At 54.2% G+C, this 21,427-nt stretch carries 21 protein-coding genes; 11 read left to right on the forward strand and 10 right to left on the reverse strand.

From position 1 onward, the window contains the following. The first annotated feature begins 36 nt into the window (after positions 1 to 36). The 3 genes from ENI00_RS03495 to ENI00_RS03505 all read left to right on the forward strand — a co-directional run bounded on the left by ENI00_RS03495 (position 37) and on the right by ENI00_RS03505 (position 5,056). Positions 37 to 1,851 (forward strand): sensor histidine kinase, encoded by a 1,815-nt coding sequence (locus tag ENI00_RS03495; protein WP_304098866.1) that lies wholly within the window; start codon positions 37 to 39, stop codon positions 1,849 to 1,851. After that, a complete protein-coding gene (locus tag ENI00_RS03500) occupies positions 1,848 to 3,200 on the forward strand; it encodes a sigma-54-dependent transcriptional regulator (RefSeq protein WP_304098869.1) in 1,353 nt (450 codons plus the stop codon). The genes ENI00_RS03495 and ENI00_RS03500 overlap by 4 nt, the downstream gene beginning before the upstream one ends. Before the next feature lie 161 nt (positions 3,201 to 3,361). Further along, a complete protein-coding gene (locus tag ENI00_RS03505) occupies positions 3,362 to 5,056 on the forward strand; it encodes a methyl-accepting chemotaxis protein (RefSeq protein WP_304098871.1) in 1,695 nt (564 codons plus the stop codon). Positions 5,057 to 5,110: 54 nt separating this feature from the next. Here the strand turns inward: ENI00_RS03505 and ENI00_RS03510 are convergent, their stop codons facing one another. The 6 genes from ENI00_RS03510 to ENI00_RS03535 all read right to left on the reverse strand — a co-directional run bounded on the left by ENI00_RS03510 (position 5,111) and on the right by ENI00_RS03535 (position 9,216). Beyond that, complete coding sequence (locus ENI00_RS03510) at positions 5,111 to 6,466, reverse strand: PhoH family protein (RefSeq protein WP_304098875.1); 1,356 nt, start codon at positions 6,464 to 6,466, stop codon at positions 5,111 to 5,113. Positions 6,467 to 6,620: 154 nt separating this feature from the next. After that, entirely contained in the window at positions 6,621 to 6,875 is a 255-nt protein-coding gene (minE, locus tag ENI00_RS03515) for a cell division topological specificity factor MinE (protein WP_304098879.1), read from the reverse strand. Between the two features lie 3 nt (positions 6,876 to 6,878). Further along, complete coding sequence (gene minD / locus ENI00_RS03520; RefSeq protein WP_304098881.1) at positions 6,879 to 7,691, reverse strand: septum site-determining protein MinD; 813 nt, start codon at positions 7,689 to 7,691, stop codon at positions 6,879 to 6,881. 90 nt (positions 7,692 to 7,781) lie between these two features. Then, positions 7,782 to 8,552: a septum site-determining protein MinC gene (gene minC, locus ENI00_RS03525; RefSeq protein ID WP_304098884.1), complete on the reverse strand. Its 771-nt coding sequence runs from the start codon at positions 8,550 to 8,552 to the stop codon at positions 7,782 to 7,784. Continuing rightward, positions 8,549 to 8,938, reverse strand: coding sequence for a HopJ type III effector protein (locus tag ENI00_RS03530; protein ID WP_304098888.1), 390 nt, complete (start codon positions 8,936 to 8,938; stop codon positions 8,549 to 8,551). Before ENI00_RS03530 ends, minC begins: the two co-directional genes overlap by 4 nt. Continuing rightward, complete coding sequence (locus tag ENI00_RS03535) at positions 8,935 to 9,216, reverse strand: DUF1244 domain-containing protein (RefSeq protein WP_304098891.1); 282 nt, start codon at positions 9,214 to 9,216, stop codon at positions 8,935 to 8,937. Before ENI00_RS03535 ends, ENI00_RS03530 begins: the two co-directional genes overlap by 4 nt. Positions 9,217 to 9,342: 126 nt before the next feature. Between ENI00_RS03535 and dinB the strand changes: the two genes are divergently transcribed. After that, positions 9,343 to 10,407, forward strand: a complete 1,065-nt coding sequence (gene dinB / locus ENI00_RS03540) for a DNA polymerase IV (RefSeq protein ID WP_304098893.1) — start codon at positions 9,343 to 9,345, stop codon at positions 10,405 to 10,407. 2 nt (positions 10,408 to 10,409) lie between these two features. Here the strand turns inward: dinB and ENI00_RS03545 are convergent, their stop codons facing one another. Then, the gene (locus ENI00_RS03545; RefSeq protein WP_304098894.1) at positions 10,410 to 10,901 is read right to left on the reverse strand and encodes a phosphatase PAP2 family protein; all 492 of its coding nucleotides are present in this window, start codon (positions 10,899 to 10,901) and stop codon (positions 10,410 to 10,412) included. 46 nt (positions 10,902 to 10,947) lie between these two features. Beyond that, a complete protein-coding gene (locus ENI00_RS03550) occupies positions 10,948 to 11,376 on the reverse strand; it encodes a glycosyltransferase (protein WP_414674208.1) in 429 nt (142 codons plus the stop codon). A 344-nt stretch (positions 11,377 to 11,720) separates the two neighbouring features. Between ENI00_RS03550 and ENI00_RS03555 the strand changes: the two genes are divergently transcribed. The 6 genes from ENI00_RS03555 to ENI00_RS03580 all read left to right on the forward strand — a co-directional run bounded on the left by ENI00_RS03555 (position 11,721) and on the right by ENI00_RS03580 (position 18,838). Next, entirely contained in the window at positions 11,721 to 12,758 is a 1,038-nt protein-coding gene (locus ENI00_RS03555; protein ID WP_304098897.1) for an NADP(H)-dependent aldo-keto reductase, read from the forward strand. A 240-nt stretch (positions 12,759 to 12,998) separates the two neighbouring features. Continuing rightward, on the forward strand, positions 12,999 to 13,319 hold the full coding sequence (locus ENI00_RS03560; RefSeq protein WP_304098898.1) for a hypothetical protein: 321 nt from the start codon (positions 12,999 to 13,001) through the stop codon (positions 13,317 to 13,319). Positions 13,320 to 13,614: 295 nt separating this feature from the next. Further along, complete coding sequence (locus ENI00_RS03565) at positions 13,615 to 15,825, forward strand: acetyl-CoA hydrolase/transferase C-terminal domain-containing protein (protein WP_304098900.1); 2,211 nt, start codon at positions 13,615 to 13,617, stop codon at positions 15,823 to 15,825. Further along, the gene (locus tag ENI00_RS03570; protein WP_304098903.1) at positions 15,825 to 16,295 is read left to right on the forward strand and encodes an FKBP-type peptidyl-prolyl cis-trans isomerase; all 471 of its coding nucleotides are present in this window, start codon (positions 15,825 to 15,827) and stop codon (positions 16,293 to 16,295) included. Before ENI00_RS03565 ends, ENI00_RS03570 begins: the two co-directional genes overlap by 1 nt. A gap of 173 nt (positions 16,296 to 16,468) precedes the next feature. Beyond that, a complete protein-coding gene (locus ENI00_RS03575; protein WP_304098906.1) occupies positions 16,469 to 17,206 on the forward strand; it encodes a response regulator in 738 nt (245 codons plus the stop codon). 63 nt (positions 17,207 to 17,269) lie between these two features. Then, positions 17,270 to 18,838, forward strand: a complete 1,569-nt coding sequence (locus tag ENI00_RS03580) for an ATP-binding protein (RefSeq protein WP_304098909.1) — start codon at positions 17,270 to 17,272, stop codon at positions 18,836 to 18,838. A 43-nt stretch (positions 18,839 to 18,881) separates the two neighbouring features. Here the strand turns inward: ENI00_RS03580 and ENI00_RS03585 are convergent, their stop codons facing one another. Further along, positions 18,882 to 19,955, reverse strand: a complete 1,074-nt coding sequence (locus ENI00_RS03585) for an ABC transporter ATP-binding protein (protein ID WP_304098912.1) — start codon at positions 19,953 to 19,955, stop codon at positions 18,882 to 18,884. 5 nt (positions 19,956 to 19,960) lie between these two features. After that, entirely contained in the window at positions 19,961 to 20,875 is a 915-nt protein-coding gene (argF, locus tag ENI00_RS03590; RefSeq protein ID WP_304098916.1) for an ornithine carbamoyltransferase, read from the reverse strand. A gap of 242 nt (positions 20,876 to 21,117) precedes the next feature. Between argF and grxD the strand changes: the two genes are divergently transcribed. Then, positions 21,118 to 21,427, forward strand: a 310-nt coding sequence (gene grxD / locus ENI00_RS03595) for a Grx4 family monothiol glutaredoxin (RefSeq protein ID WP_304098919.1), incomplete at its 3' end; no start/stop codon positions are given.

Raw genomic sequence — 21,427 nt, forward strand, 5'->3', positions numbered from 1 at the left:
CTCTGGCGCTCTTTAACGGTTTTGCAGGAACCGGGTATGTCCTATCGGATAGGCGCTTTTATTGTTTTTGTGTTCACCCTCATAGCGGCCTGGATGTTGGGTGGCTGGGTTGGTTATCGACAGGTTGAGCAAGACAGCCTGGAGGAGTCTTTCCGCTACCGCCAGCTCGTTGGGAACGAACTTAACCGTTACCTGCCCATTCCTGAATTGATGGCCGAACATCCGTTGCTGGAGAAGGCTCTGAGTTCTCCCGGCAATCCTGCGATCATTCATCAAGCTAACGAAGAAATGCAGCGGATGGCCACCATCGTTGGCAGTTCTGACGTTTATCTGATGGACACAACCGGTCTGACCATTGCCGCCAACAACTACCAGCAAACCGGGAGCTTTGTGGGGCGTAATTTCAGCTTTCGGCCCTACTTTTACGAGGCTCTGGACACCGGCGAATCCGCCATTTATTTTGCCCTTGGTTCCACCTCCGGCGTGCGTGGCTTGTATTATTCCCATCCGGTGCGAGGTGCGAACGGGCAACCGGTGGGTGTGGTGGCGGTAAAAGTACTCGTGCATGAGTTGGAGTCACAGTGGCACCGGCCTGCTTCAGCGCGTGAAGCGGAGATGGTGGTGCTGGATGAGGCAGGCGTCAGCTTTTTGGCCAGCAAGCCTGAATGGCTGTATCGCGATTTTACTGGCAATGCCGCTGACGCTCCTGGTGAAGCGTCACGTCAGCGTTATCCTGGCCGGGATCTGAAACCGGTGTCCCTGAAGTATCTTGGTAAGCCCTCCGGCCCGTCCGGCTCCTCCGAAACCTTGCGCATTCGCGAGAACGGCGGTGGGCGGGAGTATCTGAGCGTGCGGACACCGCTGCCGAGGCTGGACTGGGCGCTGCAGGTTATGATGAGCACTCGCCCGGTTGTCTGGACCCGGCTTGGGTTTGTGATGGGTGACATCGCGATCTTTTTCGGGGGCCTTCTGGCCTGGCTGTACCTGCGTGAACGCTACCGTCGTGAAGCGGAACTGGCACTCAGAGGCGAGCAACTTGAGCTCAGTGTCGCAGATCGCACCGCAGATCTGGAACGCTCTAATCTGAAACTGCTTGATGAGATACGAGAGCGCGAGCGCACCCAGGGCGAGCTGCGAGAGGCTCAACAAGAGCTGATTCAGGCAGCCAAGCTTGCGGTGTTAGGCCAGATGTCTGCAGGTCTCAACCATGAGATGAGCCAGCCGCTCACGGCCATACAGACTTACGCAAGAAACAGTCGTCGCTTTCTTGAGAAAGGGGCTGGCGATATGGTTGATGCTAACCTCAGTGAAATCGTGCTCCTGTGTGACAAAATGTCAGAGCTCACCCGCCAGTTCAAGGTGTTTGCTCGCAAGTCTGAAGGGCCGCCAACGATCGTGGATTTTCGATTGTCAGTGGATGCGTCCCTGAAAATTATAGCGGCACAGAAAAGCAGTGTAGTTAACGATATTCGATGGAACCGCCCCGAACAGCCGGTGCTATGCCACGGCGATCTGATCCGCATTGAACAGGTGATGGTCAACCTTCTTGCTAACGCGATACAGGCCGTTGAAGACCAGAAAAACCCGCTAATCTGCATTGAGGTTGAGAAGCAAGAGGGAACCTGGTGCTGTTTCGTACGCGATAACGGGCCCGGGCTGCCCGCGAATACGGAGCAGATTTTCGAACCTTTCTTCACCACCAAATCAGTCAAGCAGGGGCTTGGGCTTGGGCTATCAATCTCAAGGCAGATTGCGGATGCGCTGGGTGGCCGGCTTACCGGGCGCAATCGCAGCGAGGCACCGGGTGCGGAATTTGAATTTACCCTGATAAAGCGGGAGGCTCCTGAATGACAGACCCCTCAGTAATTTTTGTGGATGATGATCCACACATTCGCCAGGCCATCGCCCAGGCGCTCAACCTGGAGGATCTGCCGGTGCGCTGTTTTGAGGCGGCGGAGCAGGGACTCAGGTGCATTACCCCGGAATACAATGGCGTTGTACTGTGCGACTACAACATGCCCGGAATGGATGGGCTTGAAATGTTGAGCGCGGTGCAGGCGCTGGACAAGACCATCCCGGTGATTATTCTGACCGGGCAGGGTGACATCAGCACAGCCGTCTCTGCCATGCAGCAGGGCGCTTATGATTTCATCGAAAAGCCGTTTAATCACGACGGGCTGATTGAACTGCTGCGGCATGCCCTGGAAAAGCGCCACCTCGCGCTGGAGAATCGTCGTCTGAAGGCCCAGTTGCGCCATCTGGCAAGGCCGGGCCCCCGCATTCTGGGTGGCACGCCCAGCATGCAAAAGGTGATGGATACGCTTACGCCGATTCTGGATATTACCGCCAACATCTTACTGTTCGGCGAAACCGGTTCCGGCAAGGATGCTCTGGCCCGTTATATTCACGAGAACAGCCCGCGGGGGGCGCACAACTTTGTTGCGATCAACTGCGGAGCTGTGCCGGAAAACCTGATTGAAAGTGAACTTTTTGGCCATGAGGCGGGGGCATTTACCGGCGCAGATAAACGCCGTATAGGTAAAATCGAGCACGCGAATCGGGGCACGCTGTTCCTGGACGAAGTTGAAAGCATGCCTATGCCGCTGCAGATCAAACTGCTCAGGGTGCTAGAAGAACAAAAGGTCGAACGCCTGGGCAGCAACCAGGTTCAAGAGCTGGATGTGCGTATTGTTGCGGCGACCAAAGCCGACCTTAAAACGCTCAGCGATGAAGGCAGCTTCCGGGCCGATCTCTATTATCGGTTGAACGTGGTGAAAGTGGACATTCCGCCGTTGCGTGACCGTAAGGAAGATATTCCAATGCTGTTCCACCACTTTGTTCTGATTGCTGCGGCGCGTTATGACCGGGAAAGCATTCCTCTGGATGCCAGCCAGGCTGCACGGTTAATGCATCACAGCTGGCCGGGAAATGTGCGTGAGTTGCGCAACCTTGCAGAGCGTTATGTGCTGCTTGGTCCGGCAGCGCTGGAAGAGGGTGAACCGGCCGCCAAGGCCGATGTGAGTGGTCGGCGAACACTCACGGAGACGATGGACAGCTTTGAGCATTCGGTGCTGACCAGCGCCCTCAATGCTTGCCATGGTAGTATCAAGGACACCATGGTGCAGCTTGGCGTTGCCCGCAAAACCCTCTATGACAAAATGAAAAAGCACGGTCTGGATAAGGCTGAGTTCAAGGACTGAACCTGGCCTCTCACAGCAAAAGGCACGAGTCTTTACATTTTGTATATAAAGTACGCAGTACTCTCATTATAAATCTCCCGGCTATTGTGTAACCTCGCAGTTCTATGCGGCGGGCGCGGGTTTCTGCTCGCCCCCTTTACGAGGCAGAAGACATTTCCGATATGAAAAACCTGACCATTCAAACAAGAGTGCTGTTGCTGGCACTAATGCCCGTGATCGTGCTCACTGTGTTTCTGACCACCTACAATTTGAATCAGGCCCGCGTTATTGGTGAAGGCGCGGTAGCGGGTTTTTCTTCGGACATGGGGGCAAGTAAGCGTCAGGAATTGAAGAATTACCTGGAGTTGGCCCGCACCGCAATAGCTCATCTTTACAACCAGCCAGGATCCGCGAACGATCCTGAAGTGCGTAAGCAAGCTTGGGACATCCTCCGCCAGATGCGCTTTGATGATTCCGGCAGCCCGGGTTACATCTTCGCTTACGACACGGACGGCGTGAATGTCATGCATGGTGCAAACCCGGCTCTGGAAGGTAAAAATCTGTGGGATTTTCAGGACCCCAATGGCACCTACCTGATTCGCGAAATATTAAAAGTGGCCCGCAGTGGCGGCGGCTATGTGCCCTATGAATGGAAGAATGGCGATGCCGGCCAGGTCGCCCCTAAGCTGGGTTACGCCATCATGCTGCCGAAATGGAACATCATGATTGGCACCGGTTTCTGGGTGAATGGCCTGGAGAATCAGGTCGCTGCCATGAACGAGAAGGTTGGGGGCGCCTTGAAAGGTGCGATTATTGGTTCAGTGACGACGTCTTTGATTGCACTGGCAATTATCGTGTTCCTGGCCCTGATCGTTGTCCGCAGTATTATCCGGCCTTTGAAGTCGGCGGTGTCGGCGATGAACGATATCGCCAGCGGTGATGGCGACTTGACTCGCCGATTGGAGGTGGCAGGCAACGACGAACTGAGCCAGTTGGCGAGGGCGTTCAACAGTTTTGCTGATCAGGTGCACGGATTGGTGGAGCGTGTTTTATCATCCACCCGCACGCTGAATGAAGCCTCTGAGGAGCTGAATCAGGTGATGGGTCAGGCAGAACAGGGAGTTGAGCGTCAAAAATCCGAAAGTGATCAAGTGGCAACCGCCATGAATGAGATGACGGCCGCGGCACAGGAAGTCGCGAATAACGCCAGCGAAGCTTCTGACGCGGCAGACCACGCCAATGCTCAGGTATGTGATGCTCAGGGTCTGGTGCATCAGACCATCGGTGTCATCAGCGGCTTGTCCGAGCAGGTTGAAGAAGGCGTTACCGTGATCGAAAAGCTGGGTGCAGACTCGCACAAAATCGACAGCGTTCTTGAGGTAATCCGTGACATTGCCGGTCAGACGAATCTACTGGCTTTGAATGCGGCCATTGAGGCTGCCCGCGCCGGTGAGGCCGGTCGAGGCTTTGCAGTGGTCGCCGATGAAGTGCGAACGCTTGCGAGCAGAACTCAAAAGAGCACTCAGGAAATTCAGGAGACGATCGAGCGGCTGCAAATTGGCGCCGGTAATGCAGTGAAGTTGATTGGTGCAATCAGTGAGCGCAGTGAGGCCACCGTTGCTGAAACGCGCAAGGTGAGTGACGCGTTGCAGAGAATTAACCAAGCCGTGGGCGTGATCAACGAGATGAACACTCAGATTGCCAGCGCCGCCGAGGAGCAGACCAGCGTCTCTGAAACCATTAACCAGAATGTTCATGAGATTGTTGCGATCACGGAACAAACTGCCCAGGGAACGCATCGGGCGGGATTGGCAACACAGCGACTCAAAGCCTTGGCTGCCGATATGTCAGACCAGGTCAGCCGCTATCGTGTGTAACGAATAACGCGCCCCAAAACCAGGTTTTGATTCTGGCCTTTGGGGGCGCTTGGGTTAGAGATTGGCTTCCGCGAACTCCGCCAGTATTGATCGCGGCACGCCCTGCAGGTGAATGTGGCCACCGTGGCTGAAGCTCTTGAAGCGTTCAGTCATGTAGGTCAGGCCGGAGCTCAGGGCGCTCAGGTAGGGCGTATCAATTTGCGCCAGATTGCCAAGGCAGATCACCTTGGAGCCGGTGCCCGACCGCGTGATGATGGTTTTGATCTGATGCGGCGTCAAATTCTGGGACTCGTCAATAATAATAAGGCTGTGCTGGAAGCTGCGGCCACGAATGTAGTTCATGGATTTGAAGTGCAACGGCACCTTGCTGAGGATGTAATCCACGCTGGCGGTCATGTTTTCGTCGTCTTCGTGCAGTGCTTCCAGATTATCCACAATGGCTCCCAGCCAGGGCGCCATTTTTTCCGCCTCGGTGCCCGGCAAAAAGCCGATGTCTTCATCAAGGCCTTGGGTTGAGCGTGTGGCAATAATCCGTTTGTAGAGCTTGCTGGCAACGGTCATCTCTATGCACGCCGCCAGCGCCAGAATGGTTTTGCCAGACCCGGCCGACCCGGTGAGGTTAACCAGATGAACCTCCGGGTCAAGCAGCAGGTTCAGGGCCATAGCCTGATAGATATCCCGCGGTACCAGGCCCCAGACTTCTTCGTTCATCAGGTCGTGCTGATGCAGATCCCGGATAACCACTTGGGTGTCGGTGATGTTGACGGCTTTGCCGATGAACCCCTGCTCATCAAGCACAAACTCATTGATATTAAGCTTGGCCAGTTCGCCCTCACGCTTGAGAATATGCTCGGTTACGCCGTCGCGCTGCACCGTTTCCACTTTGGCAATGGTGTCCCAGAACGAGTTCGGGAACTCGCGGTAGCCTTTGGGCAGTAGATCGATGTCGTCCAGTAACTGGTCGTTGTGGTAATCCTGGGCTTCAACACCGAAACCACGGGCTTTCAGCCGCATGTTGATGTCTTTGCTGACCAGTATGATATCCCGGGAAGTGTGCCGCGCCTGAAGCGCCGCCAGCGTGTTGATGATCTTGTTGTCGTTCAGGTGCTCTGGCAGCGAATGATTACCCGTGTGTTCCGTGCTCATCAAAATAGAGAGAGAGCCCAGAGGCGCAGCCTTTTTGGCCCGTACGATGGGCACACCTTTTTCTATGTCTTTCGGGCTGGCATCGCCAAGCAACTTGTCGATGGTGCGGATCGCCTGGCGACAATCAGCGGCTACACTCTGTTTGCCGGATTTGAGGCCATCGAGCTCCTCAAGCACGGTCATCGGAATGATGACGTCGTGTTCTTCGAAATTAAGGAGGGCGTTGGGATCGTGAATCAGAACATTGGTATCGAGGACGTACATTTTTCTTCGAGCTTGCGGTGCTCTTTTTGGTTCTCTTTTTGATGCTCTTTTTGGGGCTTTTTCCGGTGCTCTTTCCGGCGTTCTGGGCATAGGGGCGCTACCTCTATAACGGTTTGATGTCTGCCCGCTTGTTGTGCGGACAGACAATTCGGCTTCAGCGTTCCGGCAGGGTTACGTTCAACTCCAGAACGGAGCAGCTGCCGTTGCGATCCACCTCTACCTGAACCATATCATCACTGATCTGGACATACTTGCGTATCACCGCCAGCAGTTCCTGTTGCAATTGTGGCAGATAATCTGGCTGATCGCGCTGACCACGCTCGTGGGCCACGATAATCTGCAGCCGCTCTTTTGCCACGTTCGCGGAGCCAGCGGTTTTCTTGCTTCTGAAATAATCGAGGAAACTCATCCGTCAGCCCCCTTTGAACATCCGTGAGAAAAAGCCCTTTTTCTGGTTGGTCATGAAGCGTTGTTCACGCTCCTCACCCAGAAGGCGCGCAACTGCGTCATCGTAAGCCTGGCCGGCGTCGCTTTCGGTTTCGAGAATCACCGGCAACCCCTGGTTCGAAGAGTTGAGAACAACCTGGCTTTCAGGAATAACACCCAGCAACGGAATGGCAAGAATCTCTTCGACGTCTGCCACCGAGAGCATTTCACCCCGATTAACCCGGTCGGGGTTATAGCGCGTCAGCAGAAGATGCTCCTTAACCGGATCCTGCCCCATTTCGGCGCGCCGGGATTTGCTCTGCAGGATGCCAAGAATGCGGTCGGAATCCCGCACTGAGGAGACCTCAGGGTTCGTGACAACAATGGCCTCATCTGCGTAGTACAACGCCATCATGGCGCCGTGCTCGATGCCGGCCGGTGAGTCGCAGATAATGTAATCGAAGGTTTCAGAGAGCTCATTGATAACTTTTTCAACGCCTTCTTTGGTCAGCGCCTCTTTTTCCCGGGTCTGCGAGGTCGGGAGGATATAGAGCGTGTCCACACGTTTGTCGCGGATCAGAGCCTGGTTCAGCGAAGCTTCGCCCTGTATGACATTGACAAAATCATACACCACCCGGCGTTCGCAGTTCATGATCAGGTCAAGATTGCGCAGGCCCACGTCGAAGTCGATTACGACGGTTTTGTGGCCGCGCCTGGCAAGGCCGGTGCTGATGGAAGCGCTGGTGGTTGTTTTACCAACGCCGCCCTTTCCTGAGGTAACGACAATGATTCTAGCCAAGGTTCAGTTCCTGTGTCTCGGTGGATTCGTCGTGTCTGCCGGATAAACCGGTCACATTGTTCTGTTCGATTTCCCTGCCCGATTCATCTGTCAGGCCTTGTCCAGCGGTGTCACCACCAGCAGGTCGTCCTTGAGCTGGATTTGCACCGCGCTCCTCCAACCATTGTCCTGAAGATCTTCAGAGATTTTATAGTGTCCGGCGATGGACACAAGCTCTGCTTCAAGTGATTGGCAGAAGATTCTCGCGGACTCAGCGCCGTGGATGCCGGCCAGAGCGCGGCCCCGCAGTGGTCCATAGATGTGAATATTGCCGGCTGCCAGTACTTCTGCGCCTGCCTGAACCGGCGCCAGAATGATCAAGTCGCCTTCTGGCGCATGAATTTGCTGCCCTGAACGAACCGGGTGGCTGATGATTCTGGCCGGGGGCGCGTCAGTCGTAGTTTTGGATGCGGCCGTTGGTGTGGGTGAAACGGGCAATTCCACGGCTTTTTCAGGCGCCGCATCGGCGTCATGAGCCCGGTCTCGCTGACCGGTTCCCGGCATCAGGGCCAGTGCGGCTCCTCGTGCCAGGCGTCGCTGGTCGTCATTGCCCCCGCGAACACCAATCACGTGAATGTTGTTACGGCGGCACGTGCCGATAATTTTGAAGAAATCCAGTTCGGTGCTAAGCCCTTCGTACTTTTCCAGGCTGATGATGAGCGGAATGTCTCGGAAGAAACCGGGTGCCTGGTTGATTTTTTGCCGAAGTGTTTCTTCGAACTCATCGTCATCGAAATAATAGAGCTCCAGTGCGGTCATGGAAACGCTGGCGCTTCTTAGTTGGAACCCATGTTTTACCCCGGAGGTAGCGGTGTCGCTCATGAATGATTCTCTTCCCTGGTGTCTGGCTCGGATGGCGTTTTACGCGGGCGCAGCGGTGGGTTTTCAAAACGAATGCCGGACCAACCTGTACTAATGAACTGCCGGATATTACCGTGGCTTTCTCCGGCAGGGTCGTCCAGAACCTGCTGATAATGCTGCGCAAACAGTCTAAGAGTGTCTGCTTCGTTCAGGCTGCAACACTGAGCAATACCAAACACCCGACAGGCCCCCGTGTTTTCACCGGTGGCATTGAATTCCGCCCCGTTATAAAAACCCGTGGGTTGGTAATCAAAATGCCGGTCTATCAACGCCAGCGTGTCATCAAAATCCGCATGGCCACCGTCCAGCGATGCCAGATGAATGCGCAGTGCTTCGTTTACGTTCATTGTTTGTGATCCTGCCTGGGGCCGCTCTGGTGAAGCGCTTTCCACTCTTCATAAGGCATGCCGTAGATGGCTTCTCTGGCGGCAGGATCAGAAATTTCAAGGCCGCGTTCACTTGCTTCTGCCCGGTACCATTTGGAAAGGCAGTTGCGACAGAACCCGGCCAGATTCATCAGGTCAATGTTCTGAACGTCCGGGTTGTTCCGGAAATGCTCGACCAGGCGACGAAACGCCGCTGCTTCTATTTCGGTGCGCTCAGAATCTGGGATGGGGTTTGTCATACGGCCTCGTGTCGGTATCCGGTAGTTGTCAGATCGTTATCGTGTGGGTTCCTGACATTCTCAGCATCTTACTTTAAGATACAAGGCTGTATAAATGTACAGAAACCCGACGCGAGCGCCGTGATTATGCCTCAACGCAAGATCATCCACGTGGATTGCGACTGTTTTTATGCGGCTGTCGAGATGCGTGATGACCCCACACTGCGGGATGTTCCGTTAGCGGTAGGCGGTGCCGGTGGTCGCGGCGTTGTGACCACTTGCAACTACAAAGCTCGTGCTTTTGGGGTGCGGTCTGCCATGCCAGGCGGTGAAGCCCGGCGTTTGTGTCCTGGCCTGGTCACGGTGCCAACGGATATCCCGCGCTATCGGGCCGTGTCGCAACAGATCATGGGTATTCTCCGTGAACTGACGGATTTTGTTGAGCCCTTGTCTCTGGATGAGGCCTTTCTGGACGTTTCGGATATTACCGATCATCGGGGCAGTGCCACATTGATGGCTCGCTACCTGCGGGAACGGGTAAAAAAAGAAGTGGGCATCACCATTTCTGCCGGGGTGGCACCCAATAAATTTCTTGCCAAGATAGCCAGCGACTGGCAAAAGCCAGACGGCCTGTTTGTTTTAAGGCCTGAAGACGTGGATGGTTTTGTTCAGAGCCTGAAAGTTGAAAAGCTGTTCGGAGTGGGCCAGGTAACCGCTGATAAGCTACACGCGCTTGGTGTACAAACGTGTGGCGATTTGCAGGCGTTGGGTGCTGACGAGCTCATCGATCGTTTTGGTAAGCGAGGCTATCAATTGCATGAGATGGCCCATGGTCGCGATGACCGGCCTGTTGTGGTCTCCCGGATTGCCAAATCTGTAAGCGTAGAGCGCACCTTCTCACAAGATTTACCGGACATGGCGGCCTGTGAGACCGTATTGGCATCGCTGGTGGCTGATCTTAGCCTTCGGCTCACCCGCAAGGGGCGGGAAAAGCCCATACATAAGCTGTTTGTCAAAATACGGTATAGCGATTTTTCTACCCACACTCTGGAGCGCGCGCGGGACAACATAAAGACGCCTGTCTTTGAAGACTATTTGCCGCTTCTCAATGAACTGGTCACCAATCGCGAGCGACCGGTTCGCCTGTTGGGTCTGGGCGTGCGGTTTCGCAATGACGATGCGCCGGTTACCCAGCTACGTTTATTTGATTAAAATCAACCGGAAAACAGGGCGAGAAAACCGCAGAGCAAGTGCAAGGTTGAAAGATACCCCATCAGCCCTCCTATTAATGCACCCGCCAGAACGTCAGTGGGATAGTGCAGGCCCAGCACGATTCGGGATGTTGCCACGCTTACGGTAAACGGGAAAACAGTCAGCGCTAATTCCGGTGTTGTCAGGAACAACATGGTTTGAAAGCAGGCAGCATGGAGCGTATGTCCGGATGGAAAGCTGTAACGGTCTAACGGGGGTGTGCCGCAGTCAATGGACGGGAAGGATATAAACGGCCGCTCGCGGATCAGCCAGCGTTTAAGGAATTTGTAGGTCAGAGTGCAGGTTAGCCCCGTCAACGTCATCAACAGCGCCAGCCCAATGCCGGCCTCGGGCCGGATGAACGGAATGGACAAAATGAGCGCGTACCAGAGCCATCCGTTACCCAGCCAACTGACCAGCTGGAAGTAACGGCGTACCGGCCGGAACCTGACCATCCGGTTTATGCACTGACAGAGAGCGTATTCACGTTGGTCCGCCGATTCAAAGAAGCGGGACGCTTTGCTTATTGCTGGCCTTGTTGGTGGCCTTATGGGTGCCATAGCATCGGGCCTTTGGGTTTTGGTTTAGCACGAGTTGCTCGAATTGTTCGATTTGCGAATGCCAACTCAGTTTGAGGGCATCCAGCCGGGCCTGAGCGCGGATACGGTTGAGTAGCGTTGGCTGGTTTGCCAACCGGAGCGCTCCGCTGATAAAACGCTCATTCAGGGTCAGCGGAGCCTTCATGCCATTTTCCTCGTGGCGGATGTGTTCGCTGGCGGCAGCGTCGTCGTAGGCAATAACGGCGAGCCCGCTAGCCATAGCTTCAAGCACGACGTTCCCAAACGTGTCGGTTTTGCTGGGGAACAGAAACAGATCACCGGATGCATAATGGCGGGCAAGATCACCGCCACGTTGGATGCCGCAAAAAATATAGTACGGTTATGGAACCAGCGACCATAGGCGCAAAGTAGCGTTTCCAGAGCCCTGAAGCCGTAGTATTGGCTGTACTGGTGAAAGTTGGTGTGAAAGCCGGAACTGACAGGCAACCCCGTTGATTTCTGGCGGAAAGGTTTCGGAAACGATGGTAATGTGTTGTTTTCGCGGGCTGGCCTGTTCGATCTTGTTCACGACGTGTCCCGGGGTTGCTTCAACATACCCTGACTATGGGGGCTATGAGTGACAGTAATGCGACGCTCCTGTGACATTCTCTTTACTCATTTACTCATTTACTCATTTACTCATTTACTCACTTAATCATTTGACGCGGAGACGCTATGCAAACCCGAAAGCTCGGCAATACCGACATCGACGTAAGCCTGATATGCCTTGGAACCATGACCTGGGGCGAGCAGAACACTGAGCAGGAAGCTTTTGAACAACTGGATTACGCGACATCTGAGGGCATAAATTTTATTGATGCCGCAGAAATGTACCCGGTGCCGCCGCGAGCAGAAACCCAGGGCTTGACCGAGACCTACCTGGGCAACTGGCTGGCGCAGCGCGGTCGCCGTGACGATTTGGTGATTGCCTCGAAAGTCGCCGGGCCAGGGAACGGTTTGAGCTATTTGCGCAATGGCCCGCGCCTGACTCGCGATCACATTGTTGCGGCCTGTGATGCCAGCCTGCAGCGCCTGCAGACGGACTATATCGACCTGTATCAGGTGCATTGGCCTGACCGTAACACCAATTTTTTCGGCAAGTTGGGTTATGAGCATGATTTGAATGAGAAATCGACACCGATTGAAGAAACCCTCGAAGCCCTAAATGAACTTATTAAGGCTGGAAAGGTGCGGCACATCGGGCTTTCCAATGAAACGCCCTGGGGCGCCATGGAGTTCCTGCGTTTGGCTCGCGAAAAAAACTGGCCACGAATTGCCAGCATCCAGAACCCCTACAATCTGCTGAACCGGTCTTTCGAAGTGGGCATGGCCGAAATAGCCCACCGGGAACAAACGGGGTTACTGGCGTATTCACCATTGGCCTTCGGTATGTTGTCGGGCAAGTACATGGGCGGCAAGTGGCCTGAAAAGGCTCGGTTGACTCTGTACGAGCGTTTCAGCCGCTATACCAACGGAAGCGGAGCAGATGCAACGCGCGCCTACGTTGAGCTTGCCCGGCACATCGGCGTGTCTCCGGTTCAACTGGCCCTGGCTTATGTAAACAGCCGGAGTTTTTTGATCAGTAATATTATTGGCGCAACCACCATGGAACAACTTCGGGAAAATCTGAGTTCGCTCAGCGTCAATCTCAGCCCAGAGACACTGGATGCGATCGAGACGATTCATCAGGAATTCACGTATCCGTGCCCTTGACATCAGGATTTATTCAACGGTACGTAAGGTTATGATATAAATGAATTTATTAAATTCTGGCAAGGTGAGTGTTACAGTTGGCAATATTAAGGATCATTTTTTGACAAAACACGAGTAATACGGTGACAAAAATGCGACTCAATTGTGGCGAATTTCACATCTTTTCGCTGCTCAGGGGTTAGACTTTGGCCTAGGGTGTCAGTAAACTTCTGATTCGTTTAAAAGGTCGTCGTAAGTGTCATGATTATTCGCATCTTTGTCGCATTGCTTGTTCTCAATATCGCTGCGTTTGTGGTTCGCGCCGAGGCGTCCGAGCGCGCGTTTAGTAAACCGAACCAAATCATTACAACGGACGACATTTACAAGCTGCAACAACGCATGGCGGGTGATATTGATGACGACAACGATGCGTTTGCTGAAATCGGCTCCCGGTTGCTGAGTCTTTCATTGGTGCGCACGGTGAATACGGGCAAGCATTACGCATCCCAGCCGCTTCAAGCCGATCACGGTATTGCCCTTTTGAATGAAGGCGCTTGTCTGAATTTTAAGTGGATATTTTGATTGCCTTTTAAATAACACTTTTCTAGCTCACAGCCTTCTGACTCGTCATTAGCCGCCAGATTTTAACCTTTCCGTCACTCTTTTCTGCCTCCTTCCGGGCATTCGTTACTCTTGTTCTGCAACATCCTGATTTTAACTTCTCCACCGCTCAGCGCCTTGGTTTATAGCGTGGTTCATACTCTGGTTTACGGGCTGGTGCAGTGGCCAGTAAACAGCCAGATGCATTGTCTGCGGCCACAGGTCATGTGATGATCTCCTGCTATTGGCAGGCTGATTGATCAACAAGGAGCTTTGTATGGCGGTAAACAACAGACAACGCTTGAATGACATAGAGCTCTGTGTGGATGAAGTCATCCGCCGCGTTGGCAAGAATATAATGTTGGGTTTGCCCTTGGGATTGGGGAAGCCCATTCGTTTCCTCAACGCACTTTACCAGAGGGCCAAGGACGACCCTGAGATAAAACTGCATATCTTTACGGCTCTTTCGCTGTTGGCGCCCACTGGAAGCTCGTCTTTGGAAAAGCGCTTCATGGGGCCGTTCGCAGAGCGGCTTTATGGCAATATCCCGGAGCTGGAATATGCTCTGGCTGTTAACAAACATTGTTTGCCCCCCAACGTTCAGGTTTCCGAGTTTTTCTTCAAGGCCGGCAGCTACCTCAACAATCGTGAGCAGCAGCGGCACTACGTATCCAGTAACTATACCCACGCCGTTCGCGACCTGATGGATATGGGGGTCAACGTGGTCGCTCAACTGGTATCGCCCGGTGAACTGAATGATTCCCCGGGCATGGTCAGCCTGAGCTGCAACCCGGATCTGAGCCTCGATCTGCTGCCGCTATTGCGAGAGAGAGAGGCCGCGGGCACTCCCGTTGCTATCGTGGGGGAAATTAATCGCCAGCTACCCTGGCTCGGTCGTGATGCCGTTGTCGCTGAAGATCGATTTGATATCGTGTTTGAGCATCAGGTCTCGGAGTACCCGTTGTTTTCTGCTCCTCAAATGGCGATAGGCCCGGAAGATCATCTGATTGGATTTTACGCCAGCAGTTTGCTGAAGGATGGTGGCACCCTCCAGGTGGGCATTGGTTCCCTGGGGGCGGCGCTGGTGCACAGCGCTATTTTGCGGCACAAAAATAATCCTGTGTGGCGGGCCGTTTTTGATCGTCTGAACATCGCAGAACGCTTCCCTCTGGCGGAAAAGATCGGGGGGGTGGAGCCCTTTGAAAAAGGTCTCTATGGCTGCAGTGAAATGATGGTAGACGGCTTTTTGTATCTTATGGAAGCGGGTATTCTCCGGCGCGAGGTGCACGATCACGCTGACCTGCAAACCCTGATCAATGCCGGCGAGTTGGATGAACACGTCTCTCTGGGTACGTTGGACGTGTTGCGTCGGGAAGGTCTGATTGATTCACCGCTGTGTGCCGGCGATGTGACCTGGCTCAAGCGCCACGGGATTTTTCACAGCGCGGTTGAGTTCAAGGACGGGCGACTGAGCATTGCGGAGCACTCACTGAGCGCTGATCTGGATGACCCGGGCGCCAGAGAAGCGATGGCGACTTTGGCGCTTGGCGCACAGCTCAGTGGCGGTGTGGTGATGCACGGCGGTTTTTATATAGGCCCAGAGCAGTTCTACCAGTCACTGCGCGAGCTGTCAGATGAAGATCGCAATCGTATCTGTATGACCAGTGTCAGTTTTATCAATCATCTGTACGATCACCGGTTTGGCAATCAGCGCCTCAAAGCGGCTCAGCGAGCACACGGGCGGTTTATAAACACCGCTATGATGCATACCCTGAGCGGTGCGGCGATTTCTGACGGGCTTGAAGATGGCCGGGTAGTCAGCGGCGTGGGTGGCCAGTATAATTTTGTCGCCATGGCCCATGAACTGCCTGGCGCCCGCTCCATTATTGCTCTGCGCAGCACCCGAAAAACCCGGGGCACCGTGGTGTCGAACATTGTGTTCAACTACGGCCACTGTACGATTCCGCGCCACTTGCGGGATGTTGTGATCACCGAATACGGTATTGCGGATCTGCGAGGAAAATCCGATGAACAGGTCTACCTGCGCTTGATTCGAATTGCAGATTCCCGTTTTCAGAAGGAATTGCTTGGCCGGGCCCAGAAAGCCGGCAAGATAGATGCAGCGTTTCGGTTGCCGGAAAGTTGGCTGAACAATACGCCAGATGCGATCAAAAAAGTGTTTGCCGACGCGGGTGCCAAAGACGAGTTTCCGGCGTTCCCTTTCGGGCGGGATTTTACCGATGAGGAAATCGTGCTGGGTAAGGCGCTCGGTAAACTGAAGTCTGAAACGGCGACCCGCCGTGGTAAACTGCTGACACTTTGGCAGGCTTTCCGAGCCCGGGATGAACAGGGCAATTATACGACGTTGCTGCAACGAATGGGTCTGCACCAGCCTTCAGGGCTGCGTGAAAGACTCGATCAACGTCTTGTGATTCATGGTCTGCAACTGACAGAAAATCCATCGGATACAGGAACCTCGAAAGCCTGATGCAAGCTTCCCAAGAAAAACCTGACGTTTTTACGGTTCATTACGTGCTGAAGAACAAGATCGGCGAGCTGGTTGATACTTCAGAAGGCAGTGAGCCTTTGCACTTTGTGTACGGTAGTGAGGATATTGTCAAAGGCATTCAGGAAGCGGTGAAAGATCGCAATGCCGGAGACTGCCTGGAAGTAACCGTTCCACCTTCAATGGCCTATGGTGAGCACAGGGAAGATCTGGTTCGCAAGATCCCCCGGTCAATGTTTGAAGGTGTGTCAAACCTGCAGGTCGGCATGAAGTTTCAGACCAGCACCGGCGACAACGCCCAGATCGTTCAGGTCATGGGTATTGACGGCAACCTCATTCGAGTGGATGCAAACCACCCGCTGGCCGGTTTTACTCTGTATTTTGATCTGGAAATCATTGAGCGCCGTGAAGCGACCGATGAAGAAATCGCCCAGGGCCGGCCGTTGTCCTAAACGTTCCGGCTTCTGTCAAGTTGCGGTGAGCACTGTTTCGCGTTTGTCACCGGGTGTAACCGCAAGGTAGCCCCATGTATATTTCTGAATAGCATGTATAATTGCTGTTACATCAGGTTGCCTGTATCGTCGAACGCAGGTACGAAACTGAACCCGGAAAAACAAAATCAGAGATGGACCGCGTGGAACAGACAAACGAAAGTTGGCGAATTCTTATTGTCGAAGATGATGAGCGGCTGGCCGAGCTGACCCGGGAATACCTCGAGAGCAACGGCTTGACTGTATCAATTGAAACCCATGGCAGTCCTGCCGTTGAGCGCATTCGCAACGAGCAACCGGATCTTGTTGTTCTGGATTTGATGTTGCCCGGTGAAGATGGCCTTTCAATTTGCCGCCGGGCACGACCGTTTTATTCCGGCCCTATCATTATGCTCACCGCACGCACTGACGATCTGGATCAGGTGCTTGGCCTCGAAATGGGGGCGGATGACTATATAAGCAAGCCCGTGAAGCCCCGCGTACTTCTGGCACGTATTCGCGCCTTGCTGCGCCGTGTTTCAGAAAACGCGCAAAAGGGCGCTGAAGAAGCCGGCGGTGAAGAACCAACGCGATTGCAGTTCAAAGACCTGATAGTAGACCGTTCCATGCGCGAGGCTTGGCTCAATGAGGTAAGCATTGATTTGACCAGCGCCGAATTCGATTTGCTCTGGTTGCTGTCGAGCAATGCCGGTCGTGTTTTGAGTCGGGAAGAAATATTCACCGCTTTGCGGGGTATCGAATACGATGGTCAGGACAGATCCATTGATGTTCGTGTTTCCCGGATTCGCCCGAAAATTGGCGACGACCCCATCCATCCCCGCAGAATCAAGACCGTTCGAAGCAAAGGCTACCTGTTTGTGAAAGAAGCCTGACAAATCAGTCTTTAATGCCGGCCGGGATTTCCGGCCGGCGTATCCTTGCCAGGGTTCGTTGACATGCCCCTGAAGTTTTTCCTCAAGTTATACGCCCGCCTCGCCGGCCTCACCGCGTTGGTTGCACTGCTGTGCGTCGTGTTGTTTGTGGGTGTTAACTCAGTGCGTTCACAATTCTGGAATGAGCGATTTGCCGAGCCGCTGATGCGCTGGCTGGCGTCCTCGCCGGCACCTGAGTATCAATACCACTGGTTAGCCTCCCAGTACGACTTCAGGGTTGCGGGGGCTCAGGAGCTAGCGCTCACCCAGGTCACTCGTGAACGGCTGGGCTATGGGCAAGTGGTGGCGGTTAAAAGCAGTTTGGGGTACCGGTTTCTGGTAACCGGGTTTCACGGTCAGCCTTTGCAGTTCAGTACGTCGGAACCCTACCGGGATATTGCGGTTGCATCCGCACAGATTCTTCGTGTTCATCTGGATGCCACCGCACCGGACGAGCGGGAGGAAGCCATTGGGCGGCTGTCGAGTGGCCTGAATGTCACCATTTCGAGAGTTCAAGGCTCTGGGTCTCTGCCCGCTGACGAGGTTCTGGAGCGGGTTTACAGCCGCGGTTCTGCCTTCTATCAAGACGGCGGGGAGGGGCTGATACTCGTGAAGCTGGCGGATGGCGAATTGGTCAAGGTTGGCTTGCCTGCACCCTTTAATCCGTGGGCGTGGCCGGTCGTTTTGCTGTTGTTGGCGGTGTCAGGAAGCGTTCTGGCGTTGTCGCTGATTTTTGTGCTTCGACGTCTGGACAGCAATCTGCGCAAGGTGGAATCCGTTGCGGTGCGAATTGCCAGAGGTGAAATGAGCGCTCGGGTAGAGGCCGGCGAAGGCACGGTTGTTTCGCGGTTGGCGGCTGCGTTTAACGGCATGGCCGAGCACATACAGCGCCTTGTAAACGTTCAGCGTGAAATGATTCACGCGGTTTCACACGAACTGAGAACTCCGGTGGCGCGTATTCGTTTTGGCGTGCAGATGATCGAGGATTGTCAGGGCCAGGAAGCCTTGCAAAAACAACTCGATGGTATCGATGGCGATATTCAGGAGCTCGACGAACTGATTGATGAAATACTGACCTATGCTCGCCTCGAACAGGGTGGGCCAGTCTTTTCGCTTGAGGAGGCCTCCATCACCGACATTGTGAAGCAGGTTGTGGCAGAGCAGCAGATTATCCGGCCGGCTCTGATCATCGAAGATGAAATCGATGAGGCAACAGAGCGTTTGGCGATGGCTGACGTTGAGCCACGCTACATTCACCGGGCTATTCAAAACCTTGTGGGAAATGCCGGGCGTTACGCGGTGGGTAAGGTGCTTGTGCGTTGCCACATTGATGAAGATCATTGCCGGATTGATGTGGAAGACGACGGCTCCGGCATTCCTGAAGAAGAGTGGGAAAAGGTGTTCACGGCGTTTGCTCGGCTTGATGACAGCCGTACCCGGACCTCTGGTGGTTACGGGCTTGGTCTCTCTATTGTGCGCCGCATTCTGTACTGGCATAACGGGCAAGCGTTTGTAAGCCGCAGTGACAGCCTTGGTGGCGCGCGGTTCAGCTTGGTTTGGCCGCGCAAGAAGCCGCAGGAACTGGGTCTGTAAGCCCGGCCCGGGCTCTTGCCAGAAACCACAAGCCCCCGGTTGGTTAGCCGTGGCGCTCGAACGCGATAAGGTGATCCGCTTCAACACGTACCGGTATCGTCTCGCCCAGATGAAAGTCCAGATGACTGCGAAACAGCGCTTCGAATTCTGTATCTTCAGAGCAGCGAAAGCGATAGAGCGTAGAGGTGCCTGCAAAGGTCTTCTCAACGACTTTCGGGCGCAGGTCTGAATCCGCATCGTAAACAATATCGTCAGGTCGAATAAGAACGTCTACCAGCGTACCCGCAGGCCATTTGTACGCCCGGTTGCCATGAATAATGCCCAGCTCAGACTCAATAATGTCAGGCCCCATGGCCTTGCCTGGAATAAATCCGCCTTGGCCGACAAAGCTCGCCACAAAGCGATTCACAGGTTCGTGGTAGAGGTTGTAAGGCACATCCCACTGCTGAATTTTACCATTCTGGAGCACGGCCACCTGATCGCACATCGCAAAGGCTTCCTGTTGATCGTGGGTTACCAGAATGGCGCTGATGCCCAGTGTTTTCAGAATCTCACGAACGTCGAGGCTCAGCCTGCGACGCAAATCGGCGTCCAGGTTGGAGAAGGGCTCGTCAAGCAATATCAGCGTTGGCTCTGGGGCGAGGGCGCGTGCCAGAGCTACCCTTTGCTGTTGTCCACCTGAAAGCTCGTGCGGGTAGTTGTCCGCCAAATCTTGCAGATGAACAACGTGAAGAAGCTCCATGACCTTGTGGCGCTTCTCGGTTTTGTTCAGCCCGCGTAATCCGAAACCTACGTTATCGGCAATGTTCAGGTGCGGAAACAACGCATAGTCCTGAAAAACCATTCCGATGCGGCGTTTCTCGGGTGCGAGAGTGCGCCCCGGCAGGCTGATTTGCTGGGACTGCAGGCATATCTCCCCGCCGGTCAGCGGAAGAAATCCCGCCAGGGCCCTTAACATCGTGCTTTTTCCGCAACCGCTGGGCCCGAGCAGGCATCCGATGTCTCCGTGGCTCAGCGCGAAGCTGACATCGTTCACAACGGGGTTCCCGCCATAGCCGCAGGTCAGGTGGTTTACTTCAAGCAACCAGTTATGACGAACCGTTTCACTCGTGCTCATACATCTCAGTCCAGGCGGTTCAGTATCAGGAATTCCAGCAGCGCTTTCTGGGCATGGAGCCGGTTTTCAGCCTCGTCCCAGATCACGGAGCCTGGGTGTTCTATCATGTCTGCAGAGATTTCCTCGCCGCGATGGGCGGGCAGGCAGTGCATAATGAGAGCATCTTTGGCGGCTATATCCATCAGCGCCGGGTTGATCTGGTAGCGGCTGAACGCTCTCTCGCGGGCTTTCTGCTCGTCTTCCTGACCCATGGATGCCCAGACATCAGTGACCAGAAGGTTGGCGTTGCGGGCAGCATCAGCCGGCTCTCGCATCAAGGTTACGTGGGAGCTGTGAGCTTTTACCAATTCAGGATTAGGTTCGTAGCCCTGAGGCGTTGCTATGTTCAGGTGAAAATCGAATTGTGTGGCGGCATTAATATACGAGTGGCACATGTTGTTGCCATCACCAATCCAGGCCACTGTAGCGCCCCGTATGCTGCCGCGATGCTCTCGATATGTCTGCATATCGGCCAGCAATTGGCAGGGGTGGAATTCATCGGTCAGGGCGTTGATGACCGGAGCCCGCGAAGCCTTTGCAAACTTTTCAACGGTTTCATGGGCAAAGGTACGGATCATCACGGCATCCACCATGCTGGAAATAACAATGGCGGAATCTTCTATAGGTTCTCCGCGGCCGAGCTGTGTGTCTCGAGGGGAAAGAAACATGGCTGAGCCGCCCAACTGGGTCATGCCCGCCTCGAAAGACACCCGGGTGCGGGTTGATGATTTTTCAAAAACCATCGCCAGTACGCGATTTTTCAATGAGTCCCGAACCTTACCCTGGCGCCATTCGTTTCGTAATCTGGTTCCATGGTCCACCAGGTTTTCCAACTCGGTTGTGGTCATATCATTCAATGTCAGAAAATGCCTTGCTGCCATGGAGTGGCCCTTAACGTGGTGAAGCCCTGGATGAGTATAAGTACGGGTAAAAAAAGAGGGCAACAATTCTAGCCCTTCAGGTCAGTGATGACAACGCCGGGGGTTGCGGGCTTGCCCTGCATCAAAGTGCAGAGTTTGTTGAGTAGCTCGCCAGACGTGTACAATAGGCATTATACAAGGCAGGTTTATCAGCTCACTTTTGGGCAATACGCTGTTCCGTTTTCAATCAGAGGTGAATGTTCATGGACATTAACGAGACCATTAAGACCCAGCTCGCAGATAATCCAATCATTCTGTACATGAAAGGATCGCCCCAGGCCCCTCAATGTGGCTTTTCTTCCAAAACCTCACAGGCCTTGATGGCGTGTGGCGAGCGTTTTGCGTTCGTGAACATTCTCGACAATCAAGAACTGCGCGAGGGCCTGAAAATCTATTCAAGCTGGCCGACGTATCCCCAGCTTTATGTCAGCGGTGAGCTTGTGGGTGGTTGTGACATCATCATGGAGATGTCCGAAAACGGTGAGTTGGCCAAACTGGTCAAAGAAGCCGCCA

Source organism: Marinobacter antarcticus (assembly GCF_011049865.1).
Taxonomy (GTDB): Bacteria; Pseudomonadota; Gammaproteobacteria; order Pseudomonadales; family Oleiphilaceae; genus Marinobacter; species Marinobacter antarcticus_A.